The organism is Thermobrachium celere DSM 8682 (assembly GCF_000430995.1).
Taxonomy (GTDB): Bacteria; Bacillota; Clostridia; order Clostridiales; family Caloramatoraceae; genus Thermobrachium; species Thermobrachium celere.
This window is the reverse complement of record NZ_HF952018.1, coordinates 299,442-315,838: the sequence shown is the minus strand read 5'-3', so window position 1 is coordinate 315,838 and position 16,397 is coordinate 299,442. Positions and strand designations below refer to the sequence as shown.

At 32.6% G+C, this 16,397-nt stretch carries 8 protein-coding genes; 2 read left to right on the top strand and 6 right to left on the bottom strand.

The annotated features are described in order from the left end of the window. Positions 1 to 23: 23 nt before the first annotated feature. The 3 genes from carB to TCEL_RS02105 all read right to left on the bottom strand — a co-directional run bounded on the left by carB (position 24) and on the right by TCEL_RS02105 (position 6,719). The gene (carB, locus tag TCEL_RS02115; protein WP_018660643.1) at positions 24 to 3,197 is read right to left on the bottom strand and encodes a carbamoyl-phosphate synthase (glutamine-hydrolyzing) large subunit; all 3,174 of its coding nucleotides are present in this window, start codon (positions 3,195 to 3,197) and stop codon (positions 24 to 26) included. Between the two features lie 10 nt (positions 3,198 to 3,207). Then, positions 3,208 to 4,257 carry a glutamine-hydrolyzing carbamoyl-phosphate synthase small subunit gene (locus TCEL_RS02110; RefSeq protein WP_018660642.1) on the bottom strand — a complete coding sequence of 350 codons (1,050 nt, stop codon included), beginning with the start codon at positions 4,255 to 4,257 and terminating at the stop codon, positions 3,208 to 3,210. Between the two features lie 221 nt (positions 4,258 to 4,478). After that, complete coding sequence (locus tag TCEL_RS02105; RefSeq protein WP_018660640.1) at positions 4,479 to 6,719, bottom strand: beta-glucosidase; 2,241 nt, start codon at positions 6,717 to 6,719, stop codon at positions 4,479 to 4,481. A 192-nt stretch (positions 6,720 to 6,911) separates the two neighbouring features. Between TCEL_RS02105 and pulA the strand changes: the two genes are divergently transcribed. After that, positions 6,912 to 9,941, top strand: a complete 3,030-nt coding sequence (gene pulA / locus TCEL_RS02100) for a type I pullulanase (RefSeq protein ID WP_018660638.1) — start codon at positions 6,912 to 6,914, stop codon at positions 9,939 to 9,941. 88 nt (positions 9,942 to 10,029) lie between these two features. Here the strand turns inward: pulA and TCEL_RS02095 are convergent, their stop codons facing one another. Then, positions 10,030 to 10,899 carry a tRNA 2-thiocytidine biosynthesis TtcA family protein gene (locus TCEL_RS02095; protein ID WP_018660636.1) on the bottom strand — a complete coding sequence of 290 codons (870 nt, stop codon included), beginning with the start codon at positions 10,897 to 10,899 and terminating at the stop codon, positions 10,030 to 10,032. Between the two features lie 369 nt (positions 10,900 to 11,268). Here TCEL_RS02095 and adhE point away from each other — a divergent pair, with 369 nt between their 5' ends. After that, positions 11,269 to 13,854 carry a bifunctional acetaldehyde-CoA/alcohol dehydrogenase gene (adhE, locus tag TCEL_RS02090; protein ID WP_018660634.1) on the top strand — a complete coding sequence of 862 codons (2,586 nt, stop codon included), beginning with the start codon at positions 11,269 to 11,271 and terminating at the stop codon, positions 13,852 to 13,854. A 79-nt stretch (positions 13,855 to 13,933) separates the two neighbouring features. Here adhE and treR read toward each other — a convergent pair whose 3' ends face one another. Together treR and treC are read right to left on the bottom strand one after the other, a co-directional pair. Beyond that, positions 13,934 to 14,650: a trehalose operon repressor gene (treR, locus tag TCEL_RS02085; protein ID WP_040683714.1), complete on the bottom strand. Its 717-nt coding sequence runs from the start codon at positions 14,648 to 14,650 to the stop codon at positions 13,934 to 13,936. A 34-nt stretch (positions 14,651 to 14,684) separates the two neighbouring features. Then, positions 14,685 to 16,331 carry an alpha,alpha-phosphotrehalase gene (treC, locus tag TCEL_RS02080; protein ID WP_018660629.1) on the bottom strand — a complete coding sequence of 549 codons (1,647 nt, stop codon included), beginning with the start codon at positions 16,329 to 16,331 and terminating at the stop codon, positions 14,685 to 14,687. Between the last annotated feature and the right edge of the window lie 66 nt (positions 16,332 to 16,397).

Genomic DNA, 16,397 nt, shown 5'->3' with positions numbered 1-16,397 from the left:
CCATCTAAAAAACTTAAAAATAATTATAACACATAGACATCATATTCCACTTTATTTTCCATAACTTTAACAACAGCCCTTAAGGTGTCAAGTGAAGTTAATACTTTAATGTTTCTCTCCACAGCTCTTCTTCTTATTTTAAATCCTTCTCTTTCTAAATCATTTCCCTTAGTTGGAGTATTTATAACTAGGTCTATATCACCTTTTGATATTAAGTTTAGAGCTTTATTATCATCCACAAACTCTGCCTCCACTTTTTCTCTAGTTAGTACCTCCCATGTACCTTTTGTTGCATATATTTCGCATCCTATTTCGTTCATCCTATTTGCTAGCTCTACAAACTCATACTTATCATAGTCATTTACCGCTGCAAATACCTTTTTTACCTTTTTAATATCCAAACCTGCCCCTAAAAATCCCTTATATAATGCCTCACTTAAACTTCTTCCAATACCTAAAACTTCTCCTGTTGACTTCATATTAGGTCCTAATGCAACTTCAACATTTTTTAGTTTTTCAGTTGAAAATACAGGAACCTTTACTGCAACAATTTCTGACTCCTTATACACGTCTACCCCATAACCAATATTTTTAAGCTTCTCTCCAAGCATTACCCTTGTTGCTATTTCAACTATTGGAACACCTGTTACCTTACTTATAAAAGGAACTGTTCTTGATGCTCTTGGATTTACCTCTATTACATAAAGTTCATCCTTATACTCTATAAACTGAATATTTATCATTCCTTTAATTCCTATTGCCTTTGAAATCCTTTTTGTATACTCTAAAACTTTATCCTTTATTTTTTGTGAAATACTTTGAGCTGGATATATAGTTATACTATCTCCTGAATGTATTCCTGCACTTTCTAAGTGTTCCATTATACCAGGGATTAAAACCTCTTCACCATCTGAAATAGCATCAACCTCAATCTCTCTTCCACATATATATTTATCAATCAGTACAGGATTTTTATTGTCCTTTTCAAAGGCACAATTTAAATAATATCTAAGCTCATCCTCATCCCTTGTTATTTCCATACCCTGTCCACCCAGCACATAGGATGGTCTAACTAAAAGAGGAAAACCTATTTCTTTAGAAACCTCTATACCTTCTTCAACTGACCATACTGCCCTTCCCTTTGGCCTTTTTATGTTTAGGCCCTCGAGTAGTTCATCAAACCTTTCTCTATCCTCTGCTAAATCTATCTGCTCTGATGATGTTCCAAGTATTCTTATTCCCTTTTTATCTAAATATTTAGCAAGCTTTATTGCAGTTTGTCCTCCAAATTGTAAAATTACTCCATAGGGTTTCTCCTTTTCTATAACGTTTAAAACATCCTCCTCAGTTAATGGCTCAAAGTATAGTTTATCTGACATATTAAAATCTGTACTTACTGTTTCTGGATTGTTGTTTATTATTATAGTCTCAAAACCAAGCTTTTTTAAAGAGAGTACACAGTGTACTGAAGAATAGTCAAACTCTATTCCCTGACCTATTCTAATTGGGCCAGAACCTATTACAACAACCTTTTTATTATCCGTTACTACAACTTCATCAAAGTCTTCATAGGTTGAATAATAATAAGGTGTCTCTGCCTCAAACTCTCCTGCACAGGTATCCACCATTTTATATGCTGGATTTACATTAAGCTCCCTTCTAAGTCTCTTTATATCTTCAACCTCTGCCTTTAGAAAATGGGCAATTGCCCTATCAGAAAATCCAAGCTTTTTATATTCCCTTAATTTTTCTTTATTTAAATCCTTCAAACTTAATCCTTTTAATTCTTCTTCTCTATCAACTATGTTTTTTATCTTATTTATAAAAAACTTATCTATCTTTGTTATATTTGAAATTTCTTCAACATCTACTCCCCTTCTTAAAAGTTCTGCTACTATAAATAATCCTTCATCATTTGGCCTCTTTACCTTTTCCTTGAGCTCATCTAAGCTATCATTTTTAAATTTACTAATCTCAAGAGAATATGCACCTATCTCAAGGGAACGAACTCCCTTTAAAAGTGCCTCTTCAAAGTTTCTCCCTATTGCCATAACTTCCCCAGTTGCCATCATCTTTGTTCCAAGTGTCTTTTCTGCATCAGTAAACTTATCAAAGGGCCATTTTGGTATCTTTACAACTACATAGTCTAAACTTGGCTCAAAGCAGGCATATGTTTTATTTGTCACTTCATTTTTAATCTCATCAAGTGTATATCCAAGTGCAATCTTTGTTGCGACCTTTGCAATAGGATAACCTGTTGCCTTTGATGCAAGGGCAGATGAACGTGACACCCTTGGGTTTATTTCAATGACTGCATACTGAAAGGAATTAGGATTTAATGCAAACTGAACGTTACATCCCCCCTCAATTCCAACTGAATTTATTATATCTATTGAAGCTGTTCGAAGCATTTGATATTCTTTGTCTGATAAAGTCTGGCTTGGTGCAACAACTATGCTGTCTCCTGTGTGAACTCCAACGGGGTCTATATTTTCCATATTACATACAGTTATACAGTTACCCTGACTATCGCGTATAACCTCATACTCTATTTCCTTCCATCCCTTTACACTCTTTTCTATTAAAACTTGTCCTATTGAACTTAACTTAAGTCCCATATCTAAAATTCTCTTTAGCTCCTCTTCATCTTCTGCAATTCCACCACCTGTCCCCCCTAATGTATAGGCAGGTCTTATTATTACAGGATAGCCTATTCTCTTTGCAAATTTTATTCCATCCTCGAGGTTTGTAACAATCTCACTTTCAATTATTGGCTGATTAATCTTTTTCATAAGCTCCCTAAAGAGCTCCCTATCTTCCCCACGCTTTATGGCTTCAATCTTTGTACCTATAACATTAACATTATATTTTTGAAGTATTCCCTTTTCATAAAGTTCAACCGCTAAATTTAGTCCTGTCTGTCCACCCATTCCTGCAAGTAGTGAATCTGGCCTTTCCTTTTCTATTATCCTCTCTAAAACCTCTACTGTTAAAGGTTCAATGTACACCTTATCTGCAACCTCTTTATCCGTCATAATGGTGGCAGGATTTGAATTTACCAGTACAACCTCTATTCCTTCCTCTTTTATAGCCATACAAGCCTGTGTTCCTGAATAATCAAACTCTGCTGCTTGTCCTATAACTATTGGTCCTGAACCTATAACAAGTACCTTTTTTATATTCCTATTTAGTGGCATAGTATCCCTCCTATAGTGCTAATTTTAAAAATTCATCAAAAATGTAGTCGTTATCCTTTGGACCAGGACAAGCTTCAGGATGAAATTGAACTGAATAAATTGGAAGTTTTTTGTGTCTCATCCCTTCAACTGTGCCATCGTTTAAACTTATATGAGTTACCTCCATGTCCTCTGGTACAACATCAACATAATATCCATGATTTTGAGAGGTTATATATGTTTTGTTTTTTGTTAAATCCTTTACAGGATGATTACAGCCTCTATGTCCATATTTAAGTTTTTTAGTCCTTCCTCCAAGACTTAAGGCTAAAAGCTGATGACCTAAACATATACCTACAATTGGTTTTTTACCTAATAATTCTTTTATGTTTTGAATTATCAACTTTAAATCCTCTGGATCTCCTGGGCCATTTGATAAAAACACTAAATCGGGATTTACCTCTAAAATCTCATTATATGAGGCTGTTGCTGGAAAAACTGTTAGTCTGCATCCTCTTTTTATAAAGCTTCTTATTATGTTCTGCTTTATTCCAAAATCATAAACTGCAATGTGCTTTCCCATACCGTCTATATGATATTTTTGTTTTGTAGTTACATTTAAGACTGCATCTTTATTTGAAAAGTTTTTCATAATCTCTTTTGCTCTATTTATATCCATATCCTCTAATGTAATAACACCCTTCATAGTACCTGTGTCTCTAAGTATTTTAGTTAGAGCCCTTGTATCTATTCCCTCTAATCCTATTATTTTATTGTTTTTAAGATAATCATCTAGGTCCATACTACATCTAAAATTGCTTGGGAAAGTACAATTTTCTTTAACTATAAACCCTTTTACCTTAGGACTTTGTGATTCAACATCTTCATAGTTTATTCCATAATTACCGATTAGAGGATAAGTCATAACAACTATTTGTCCATAATAGGATGGATCTGTTAAAACCTCCTGATATCCTGTCATCCCAGTATTAAATACTACTTCACCTACTGTTTCTTGTAGATATCCAAATGCCCTTCCTGTAAACACTACTCCATTTTCAAGTACCAGCTTTGCATTCATATTTTTGCCTCCTAAACAAGTATTAATAAAAAAGGACACTTAGGAGATTATATAAGCTAATCTCCTTCGTGTCCATTATGTTCCACAAAAATATTTAAGCAAAGCTATGCATTTTTTTACACGACAAAAAAGCTTCATACCTATCATACCCCTTTCTGGCCTCGCTGGACCAAATTAAAGTGTATATTTATGCTAAATTGTAATAGAATCAAACCCATTTGTCAAGCTTCGTTATTTAATAAATCAATAATCTCATTTAATTTTTCAAAGTCATATTTCCCATTTCCATAATATATAAGTCCCCTTAAAGGCATATTTAGATAAAATTCCTTCATCATTTTAGCCTGTACATTATTTTCATCAACATCTAGCATTTGAACTAACTCTTTTAGTAACTCTTTTCCTTTTTCTGTTTTAATTACATCCATAATAGTTGAATTTATATGATACATTCTTTTTACTTTTTGTCTATTCTTTACCTTTATACTACCTTCAAGTCTTATGTCTCTTGAGCTAGATCCTATAAGTATTTTATATTCTCCCTCTTCAACTAAAAAACTATTAAATTGTTCATCAAAATAACTTAAATCATCTACCTTTATTTTTAAATTTACTTCCCTCTCCTCTCCAACATCAAGTTCTATCTTTTCAAATTCCTTTAATTCTTTAATAGGTCTTATGATGCTTGAATTTGGCTTACTGATATATACCTGCACTACTTCTTTAGCTTTATATTTACCTACATTCTTTAATTTAAAACTAATATCAATGCATTCATCATCGAAATAATCATTTTTATCTATTTTTAAATTACTATATTCAAACCTAGTATAGCTTAATCCATGTCCAAAAGGGAACTGAACATCTATATTTTTATAATCATAATATCTATATCCTACAAAAACACTTTCTCCATAATAAACCCGATCATTTGAACCTGGGAAATTTATGTAGGATGGATTATCTTCTAACCTCTTTATAAATGTTTCTGAAAGTTTTCCAGATGGAACAGAATAACCAAATAAGATGTTTGCAATTGCACTTCCACCTGCCTGACCTAAAAGATACCCATTTAAAACTGCTTTAACTTTATCTAACCAAGGCATCTCAACACAGGATCCCACACTTAAAGATACCACAATATTTTTGTTTACTTTATATATTTCATCAACTAATATATTCTGATTATATGGAAGTTTAATGTCTGCTCTATCAAATCCCTCCGATTCATACCTCTCTGGAAGACCTAAAAATAGAACAACTACATCAGATATTTTTGCTAAATTAACTGCCTCCTTTATTAGAGCTTCATCTATTTCATCATTATTTGAATTAAATCCTCTTGCGTATACAACACTATTTGCATATTTTTTTATTTCATCTATTGGACATTCTAGCTTTGTTGGATTTACATGTGAACTTCCTCCACCTTGAAACCTAGGATTTTTAGCAAATTCTCCAATAATCGCTATCCTGCTATCCTTATTTAATGGAAGTATATCATCATCGTTTTTTAAAAGTATAACTGCTTCTTCGGCAACCTTTGAGGCCAGTCTATGATTGTATTCATAATCAACACATCTAGTTTGACTCTTATTACTATGCTTTAAAATTAACTTTAAAATTCTTTTAACTGCCCTGTCTAGAACTTCAATTTTTATTTTCCCACTTTTTACTGCTTCATAAACTATTCTATCATTTACTCCAAAGCAACTTGGCATTTCAATATCCATTCCAGCCTCTAGTGATTTTACTCTGTCATTAACAGCTCCCCAATCCGATATAACTACTCCTTCGTATCCCCACTCTTCCCTTAATATATCATTTAAAAGTTTTTTATTGTCTGACGCATATTCTCCATTTATTTTATTGTAGGCACACATTACACAATCTGGTTTTGCTTCCTTTATAGCCTCCTCAAAGCTCTTTAAATAAATCTCCCTAAAAGCTCTTTCATCAACCCTTACATCTGTTGTTAATCTTCTAAATTCTTGATTATTAGCTGCAAAGTGCTTTATACATGCTGATACTCCCTGGCTCTGTACTCCTTTTATAAAATACTTTGCAATTTTACTAGATAGAACTGGATCCTCCGAATAATATTCAAAATTTCTTCCACATAAAGGAGACCTTTTTATATTAACCGCCGGTCCTAAAAGCACATCTACATCATTATCCAAACACTCTTTTGCAATAGCTTTTCCTACTTCTTTAATTAAATTCTTATTCCATGTACTAGCAAGTGCAGCTCCACTTGGAAAGCAAGTTGCTGGTACGCTTTTTTCTAGTCCTATTTCACTTGCATCCATATCCTGCTTTCTAAGTCCATGTGGTCCATCCGTCATCATAATTTTTCTTATTCCAAGCCTCTCTATAGATTTTAAATTCCAAAAGTCTGCCCCTGATAAAAGACTACACTTCTCTTCTAAAGTAAGCTCATTCATTATTTCATCTATATTCATAACTCTACCCCCAGCCCAGAAATCGTTTTCTTTTATAATAGCATAAATTTTAGAAAAATTCTATAAATTTTCTTCTAAATAATCTCCTTATTTTATAATATATAGTGTAAAATTATTTTATTAGGATAAAGCAGGAAACTAAAGATAATAATAGAATTAATATATTTATTAATTTATGAAAGGGGGATATGCTTGAAGAAAACTAATTTTTTAGCATTTTTATCTCTATTAACTTTTCTACTTGTTAATATTTTTTATGTAATGCCACCAAGACAAACGTTTGCTCAAGGCAAAACAAAATTAATTATTCACTATGCCAAAGATCCAAAGACAGACAAAGATTGGAACCTATGGATTTGGCCTTATGGAAAGGATGGCAAAAAATATGAATTCACCCACAAGGACGACTTTGGTCCCTATGCAATTATAGAGTTTGATGAAAACTATAATAAAGTTGGATTTATTGTAAGAACTGATGAATGGGAAAAGGACGTTGCAGAAGATAGATTTGTAGATAAATTTATTAATGGAGTTGCAGAGATTTGGCTTCTCCCCGATGATCCAGAAATCTACTATAAAAAGCCCGATAAGAAAGCATCAAATCCTGTTAAACTAAAGGAAAAAACTAAAGTAACGGTACACTACTATAGATACGACGGCAAATATGATGGTTGGAACCTGTGGATCTGGCCTTATGGAAAACAAGGCAAAGGATATTATTTTACTGGTAGAGATAATTTTGGTCTAGTTGGTACCTTTATCATTGAAGATACCGCAGACGTTGATAGATTAGGAATAATTACAAGAAGAAGTGAACAAGGAAACGACTGGGCCGAAAAGGAGTTTGGAGATAGATTTATAACTAAATTTAAAGATGATGGTTCTGCTGAAATTTGGCTTATGCAGGGAGATGAAAGAATTCACTATTCAATAGACACAATTGATTTAACTCCAAAGCTTGTGTCTGCAACAATTGATGGAATTAAAACAATAAACATCGAAGTTAATTTTCCATTTACTATAACAGAAGATCTAAAAAATAAAATAAAGGTTAAGGATAACAATAAGGAATATACAATTTCAGAAATAAAAATTGATGAATCAACAAAAGTTGAAAATAAAGCAAGACGTTTATCAATTATTCTAGATGAAAAAATTTCACTTGATAAAGCAATAAATGTAGAATTTATTGGATACGGCACTAAAGCTGCTACATTCGGACAAATATTTAGTTCAAAGGAATTTGATGAATTATACTTCTACTCAGGAGATGACCTAGGAGCAAACTATACAAGTTCAAAAACTACATTTAAAGTTTGGGCACCTACTGCAAGTGAGGCAAAACTTGTCATATATTCAAAATGGAATGATACTCAAGGCAAAGAATATAGTATGAAAAAGGAAGATAAAGGGGTTTGGTCCTATACACTTGATGGTGACCAACATGGAACAATATATACCTATAAGGTTAAAATAGGAGAAACTTGGAATGAAGCAGTAGACCCATATGCTAGAAGCGTTACAGTAAATGGTGATAAAGGTGTAGTTATAGATTTATCTAAAACAAATCCTGAAAAATGGAACCCGAAATATAAGCCTGAGTTTAAAAATCCAGTTGACGCTATAATTTATGAACTTCATATAAGGGATTTATCAGTACACCCAAATAGCGGTATTAAAAATAAAGGAAAATTCTTAGGTTTAACTGAAACAGGTACAAAGACACAAAATGGAACTATAACTGGACTTGATTATATAAAAAGTCTAGGTGTAACTCACATACAACTTCTACCCATATTTGACTTTGCATCTATAGATGAAGCTTCGACAAAACCTCAATTTAATTGGGGATATGATCCTAAAAACTACAATGCACCAGAGGGAAGTTATTCAACAAATCCGTTTGATCCACTATCTAGAGTTATTGAACTTAAGACATTAATACAAACTCTACACGATAACGGATTAAGAGTTATAATGGATGTTGTTTATAACCATATGTATAGTGCCGACGCTTCAAACTTTAATAAACTAGTACCAGGCTATTTCTTTAGAACTGACTCTTCAGGGAAGCTCACAAATGGTTCAGGTTGTGGAAATGATGTTGCATCTGAAAGAAGCATGGCAAGAAAATTCATAATAGACTCTGTAACCTACTGGGCAAAGGAGTACAATATTGATGGATTTAGATTTGACTTAATGGGGCTTTTAGACATTGAAACAATGAATTCAATAAGAGCTGAACTTGATAAAATAGACCCTTCAATAATTATTATTGGAGAAGGCTGGAACCTTTCAACAGCACTTGATGATAACCTTAAGGCAAACCAAAAGAACGCTTCAAAGATGCCAAGGATAGCACACTTTAATGACACTATAAGGGATGGTATAAAGGGAAGCGTATTTAATCATACTGAACCTGGATTTGTAAATGGAAGTACTTCATCACAATTTAAAGTTATGTCTGGTATTGTTGGAGGAATTGATTATTCAACTGTAATAACTACATGGGGTGGAATTGAACCTAATCAATCTGTTGTATATTGTGAAGCTCATGATAACAATACCTTATACGATAAGCTAAAATTTACTAATCCTGATGCATCAGAAGAAGAAATAAAGGCTATGCATAAACTAGCTGGTGCTATAGTTTTAACTTCACAAGGAATTCCATTTTTACATGCTGGACAGGAATTTATGAGAACAAAACAAGGAAACGACAACAGCTATAATGCAAGCGACGAAATAAATAGACTTGATTGGGATAGAAAAGACAAAAATATGGATGTCGTTGAATACTATAAGGGATTAATTGAGTTAAGAAAAAACCACCCTGCATTCAGAATGCCAACTGCTGAAATGATAAAAAAACATCTTGAGTTTTTAGACACTCCTACAAATGTAATTGCTTATGTTTTAAAGGATAATGCAAATGGAGATAAGTGGAAAAATATTGTAGTTGCCTTTAACGGTACAAATAAAGAACAAAAGATTAAACTTCCTAGTCGTGGAAGATATAGTATAGTTGTTAATGGTCAAAAGGCTGGAATTACACCAATTAAAACTATAAGTGGTGGAACACTTACACTACCACCAAAGACTGCTTATGTACTATATGAACAAACAACAAATTATGCACTAATTTCAGCAGTAGCTATTCTTATTGGTATGTTAGGTTTTGTTGGGTACCATATTTACAGTAAATTAAATAAAAGGTTGTAAAATTTAAAGAGCCCTTTACCATAGGGCTCTTTTGTTTAAAAATAAAAATAACTGTTCTAATTTTAAAAATCCTTCATGGTACTAAATCTTATTCATCATAGAAATCTAAAAAGGAATATTTCTTATCTCCCTTTTTCCAACCTAGTATACAGTCCATATTTACATTTTTTGAAGCATTAAATATAGATTTATCTACATCACTAAACTTCTTCTTTAGCTCCTTAATAAGCTCTTTTATTTCATATCTTTTATTTGCAATTTTCTCTGCTGCAACCATACAAGCACAGTTTATAGGCCATATTCCATTTGCCTTTGTAAATTGTTCTATATGTCTTTCTTCAATATAATACATAGGACGAATAAGCTCTATTCCTTCAAAGTTTTCTGCCTTAAGCTTTGGCATCATTGTCTTGAAATTTCCTGAATATAAAACATTTAGCATGATCGTCTCTATTACATCATTAAAGTGATGGCCTAATGCAAGCTTATTGCATCCTAACTCCTTTGCCTTTGAATATAGTGCTCCCCTTCTCATTCTTGCACACATATAACATGGATAATCCTTAGCTATTCGATCTGCAACTTCAAATATACCTGATTCAAATATCTTAATTGGAATGTTTAAATAATTACAGTTATCAATAAGTAATGCTCTAATACTTTCGTGATATCCTGGGTCCATTGCAATAAACTCAAGCTCAAAATTTATTTTTCCATGTCTTTTAAGCTCTTGAAAAAGTTTTGCCATAAGCATGCTGTCTTTACCACCTGACACAGCAACAGCAACCCTATCGCCTTCCTCTACCAATTTAAACTCATCTATAGCCTTAACAAACTTAGTCCATAGTTTATTTCTATATGTTTTAATTATACTTCTTTCTATCTCTTCTAGAGGCTTTCTCTCACTAAAAGGTACTAATATAGGACAACCTGTACCAGCAAGTTTATTTTCACTCATCACAATCCTCCTTTATAAGCCTATCTGTCAATTTTACGTTATCTTATTTAAATATAATTATTCCTAGATATTATATAAAAAATATCATATGAAGAAAAGATTAAATAACAACTACTTTAGCATACTTAAAACAACCCAAATTTTCAAATGTTAATTTTATTTAAAAAATTTTATTTTTTATATTGATTTTTGTAAAAATATATATTACAATATAATTGTCAATAAATTAACAAACCAAAAGTTGATAAATGTACTTTTTTATTTAATTAAGTTTGTTAAATTTATAACTATTTAGTATTTATCACTCCTCCATCCCAACTTCGACATTTCTTATTTATGTTATTAAATTAACAAAGAGAGGTGTTTTTTATGGCAGTTACTAACAGAGAGGAATTACTACAAAAAATTGCTGAAGTAAGAGAAGCTCAAAAGAAATTTTCAACTTACACTCAAGAACAAGTTGATGAGATATTTAGACAGGCTGCAATGGCAGCAAATAACGCAAGAATATATCTTGCTAAAATGGCAGTTGAAGAAACAGGAATGGGTATAGTAGAAGATAAGGTTATAAAAAACCACTTTGCTTCAGAATATATCTACAATAAATACAAGGATGAAAAAACTTGTGGTGTTATTGAAAAAGATGAAGCAATGGGACTTACAAAAATAGCAGAACCAATAGGAGTTATAGCTGCTATAGTTCCAACAACAAATCCTACGTCAACAGCAATATTCAAAGCTCTACTTGCACTTAAAACTAGAAATGGTATTATATTTTCTCCTCACCCACGTGCTAAAAAGTCAACTATCGAAGCTGCCAAGATAATTCTTGATGCAGCAGTTAAAGCTGGAGCACCAAAGAATATCATAGGATGGATAGATGAGCCATCTGTTGAACTTTCACAGCTTGTTATGGCAGAATCTGATCTTATACTTGCAACTGGTGGCCCAGGAATGGTAAAGGCTGCCTACTCTTCAGGAAAGCCAGCAATAGGAGTTGGTGCTGGTAATACTCCAGCTATAATTGACGAATATGCCCATATTAAAATGGCAGTAAACTCAATAATACTTTCAAAGAGCTTTGACAATGGAGTTATTTGTGCATCAGAACAATCTGTAATTGTACTTGATGAGGTATATGATGAAGTAAAAAATGAATTTATTGAAAGAGGCGCATACTTCCTAAAGGGAGATGAAATTGATAAAGTTAGAAAAATACTTCTTGTAAATGGTTCAATAAATCCTAACATTGTCGGACAAAGTCCTCAAAAGATAGGTGATATGGCAGGTATTAAGGTGCCAGATAATGCAAGAATAATTGTTGCTGAAGTTGAATCAGTTGAAATTGACGAACCATTCTCATACGAAAAACTATCTCCTGTTCTTGCTATGTATAGAGCTCATTCTTTCGATGAAGCACTTGATAAAGCTGTAACACTTGTTAAACATGGTGGATTTGGTCACACTTCAGTACTTTATACAGATACAATAAAATGTAAGGATAGAGTTGAAAAATTCAGTGCAGTAATGAAAACTGGTAGAACTATTATAAATATGCCATCATCCCAAGGTGCTATAGGAGATATATATAATTTCAAACTAGCACCATCACTTACTCTTGGCTGCGGATCTTGGGGAGGAAACTCAGTTTCAGAAAACGTTGGTGTAAAACACCTATTAAACATCAAGAACGTAGCTGAGAGGAGAGAAAATATGCTTTGGTTTAGAGTACCAGAAAAGATTTACTTTAAATATGGATGCCTTGCAGAAGCTCTAAAGGAATTAAAGGATATGGGTAAAAAGAGAGCATTTATAGTTACTGACAAGGTACTATTTGATTTAGGATTTGCTGAAAAGGTAACTAGTATACTAGAACCACTTGGAATTGAAACAAGTGTATTCTTTGAGGTAGAACCAGATCCAACACTTGCTTGTGCTAAAAAGGGTGCAGATCTAATGAGGGCATTTAACCCTGATGTAATAATAGCACTTGGTGGTGGATCACCAATGGATGCTGCAAAGATTATGTGGGTAATGTATGAACATCCTCAAGTTAGATTTGAAGATCTGGCTATGAGATTTATGGATATTAGAAAAAGAGTTTATAGATTCCCAGAACTTGGACAAAAGGCTATGATGGTAGCCATTCCAACATCAGCAGGTACAGGTTCAGAAGTTACTCCTTTTGCAGTTATAACTGATGAAAAAACAGGAATTAAGTATCCTCTTGCTGACTATGAATTAACTCCTGATATGGCAATTGTTGATACTGAGCTTATGATGAATATGCCAAAGAGCCTAACTGCAGCATCAGGTATAGATGCTCTAACTCATGCAATCGAAGCTTATGTTTCTGTTTTAGCATCTGAATTCACAAACGGACTAGCTTTAGAGGCTATAAGACTTATATTTAAGTATCTACCAATAGCATATAATGAAGGACCAACAAATCAAAAGGCAAGAGAAAAAATGGCACATGCTTCAACAATAGCTGGTATGGCTTTTGCTAATGCCTTCCTTGGTGTATGTCACTCAATGGCACATAAGCTTGGTGCAATGCACCACATACCACACGGTATAGCAAATGCGCTATTAATCAATGAAGTTATAAGATTTAACGCAGTAGATAATCCAAGAAAGCAAACAGCTTTCCCACAATATAAGTATCCAAATGCTAAATCAAGATATGCTAAAATTGCAGATTATCTAGGACTTGGAGGAAATACTGACGAAGAAAAGGTAGAACTTTTAATTAAGGCAATAGATGAACTTAAAGAAAAACTAAACATACCAAAGTCAATCAGAGAAGCTGGAGTTTCTGAAAAGAAGTTCTACGCTACACTTGATGAAATGGCAGAACAGGCATTTGATGATCAATGTACAGGTGCAAACCCAAGATATCCATTAATTAGCGAAATTAAACAAATGTATATAAATGCCTTTGAAGAAAGATAATAAATAAGCATACTCCTTGGTTTATCCCCTTGCATTGTTTATATATAAAATAGGGAGCAGTAAATAATTTAACTGCTCCCTATTTATGTCTTCTTGCAAAATCTATAAACTTGAATTTGTCTGGCCTGTGCCTTGATTCTGTATATTGAAAAAGAGTCATGTCATCAAGATACACATAATTCTTTACAACAACCACTACATCAAATCCATCTAAATCTAAATATTTCTTATCCTCATCTGTTGCACTTTTAACAACAATCTCCTTTTTAGCAAAAGATATTTTAAGCCCTAATACATTTTCAATATACTCATAAATAGAGTTTTGGCAAATTTCTTTAGTAAATCCATCTGCTACACTCTTTAATATAAAATCCTTATCTAAAATAATTCTTTTTCCATTTATTTTTCTTGATCTAACTATCTTCCAAACTGCATCCTCTTCACCTATTTGAAGCTGCTTTTGAAGATACTTATCAGGTCTTATAACTTCAAGCTCCTCTACTATAGTTTCAACAGAACCTGCCATTTTGCTGGCAAGCTCTTTAAAACTTATAAGTCCCGAAACTTGAAAATCGAATTTATTTATATCAAGTACAAAGGAGCCCTTTCCTTTTATCTTTTGAATATACCCATTTTGTTCAAGGTGCAATAGAGCCTTTCTTATCGTGTCTCTCGATACATCATAAATCTGCATTAATTCATTTTCTGAAGGAAGTTTTGCGTTTGCCTCATATTCTCCCTTTTCTATCTTGTCTACAATATCATTGTATATTATCAGATACTTACTATTTTCCATCCTCATCACCAATGATATTGTAACACGCCTTACATTACTTTACAATATAGTAAACTACAGATTCATATGGCCTTAAAACTAAATTTGATAGGTCTAATCCACTGTCTTTATAATTTGATAATAAAATTTTAACACTACCCTTTAAGTCTATTTCTCCTTCTAAATTAACCTTTGTTGTCTCACCATAGAAATTGTTTACAACAACAACTAGCTCATCTTTATAACTTCTAGCATAAGCAAATACCCTATCATGCTCTACGCATAAAGGCCTATAATCTCCATATGCAACTACATCATACTGCTTTCTTAGTTTTATTAGCTTTCTATAGTGGTTTAGTATTGAATCTTCATCATTAATTTGAGACTCAACATTTATTTCTTTATAATTCTTTGCAACATCAATCCAAGGTTGTCCATTAGTAAAACCTGCATTATCACTATCATTCCACTGCATTGGGGTCCTTGAATTATCCCTTGATCTTTCCATAATTATATTCATTACTTCTCTTTCGTCCATTCCTTTATTCTTTAATATTTTATAATAGTTTATAGACTCAACATCTTTATAGTATTCTATTTTATCAAAGTAAGGATTTGTCATTCCTATCTCTTCACCTTGATATATATATGGAGTTCCCCTTAGCATATGAATTGAAGTTGCAAGCATTTTTGCAGATTCTTTGTGGTATTTTTTATCATCACCAAATCGTGATACTATTCTTGGCTGATCATGGTTACACCAAAACACTGCACTCCAACCATTTCCCTTTTGCATTCCAACTTGCCACTCATTAAATATATCCTTTAGTTGCCTAAAATCAAAATCCATTAGAGCCCACTTATCACCGTTTTTATAATCAACTTTTAAATGGTGAAAGTTAAATACCATTGAAAGTTCCTTTTCATCTGGATTTGTATATTTTATACAGTTGTCAATTGTAGTTGATGACATTTCTCCTACTGTAATTACATCATCATATCTACCAAATGTATTTTTATTTAACTCCTTTAAGTATTTATGGATATTAGGGCCATCTGTATAAAATCTTCTCCCATCTCCTATTAAATCATCCTCAAATACTTCTGGCTTTGATATAAGGTTTATTACATCAAATCTTAATCCCTTTACCCCTTTTTCTAGCCAGAAGTTTACTATCTTATATACACTCTTTCTAACCTCTTCATTGTCCCAATTTAAATCAGCTTGAGTCACATCAAAAAGATGGAGATAATATTCACCAAACTTTTCTACGTATTCCCATGCACTTCCACCAAACTTTGATTGCCAGTTTGTTGGTTTTTCTTTAAATATATAAAATCCCTTGTATTTCTCATCGCCTTCTAGAGCCTTTTTAAACCATTCATGTTCAGTTGACGTATGGTTAAATACCATATCAAGCATTATACCTATATCCCTCTTTTGTGCCTCTTCAATTAATGCTTCAAAATCCTCCATTGTTCCAAATCTTGGGTCTATGTTATAGTAATCTGCTACATCATAACCATTATCCCTTTGAGGTGAAACATAAAATGGAGTAAGCCAAATATAGTCTACTCCTAAAAACTTTAAATAATCAAGCTTTTCTATAACGCCTTTCAAATCTCCAAATCCATCTCCATTTGAATCCTTAAATGACTTTGGATATATTTGATAAACAACACTCTTTTTAAAGTCCTTCATGACGTCACTCCTATCTATTTCTTTATTTAAACATTATTGGGCTGTTGTAAAACAGCCCAATTTATA

Excerpts from the sequence above, each read along its gene's own strand:
- carB (WP_018660643.1), bottom strand. The coding sequence starts at position 3,197 with ATGCCACTAAATAGGAATATAAAAAAGGTACTTGTTATAGGTTCAGGA.
- TCEL_RS02110 (WP_018660642.1), bottom strand. The coding sequence starts at position 4,257 with ATGAATGCAAAGCTGGTACTTGAAAATGGAGTAGTGTTTACAGGAAGG.
- TCEL_RS02105 (WP_018660640.1), bottom strand. The coding sequence starts at position 6,719 with ATGAATATAGATGAAATAATGAATGAGCTTACTTTAGAAGAGAAGTGT.
- TCEL_RS02095 (WP_018660636.1), bottom strand. The coding sequence starts at position 10,899 with ATGAGTGAAAATAAACTTGCTGGTACAGGTTGTCCTATATTAGTACCT.
- adhE (WP_018660634.1), top strand. The coding sequence starts at position 11,269 with ATGGCAGTTACTAACAGAGAGGAATTACTACAAAAAATTGCTGAAGTA.
- treR (WP_040683714.1), bottom strand. The coding sequence starts at position 14,650 with ATGGAAAATAGTAAGTATCTGATAATATACAATGATATTGTAGACAAG.
- treC (WP_018660629.1), bottom strand. The coding sequence starts at position 16,331 with ATGAAGGACTTTAAAAAGAGTGTTGTTTATCAAATATATCCAAAGTCA.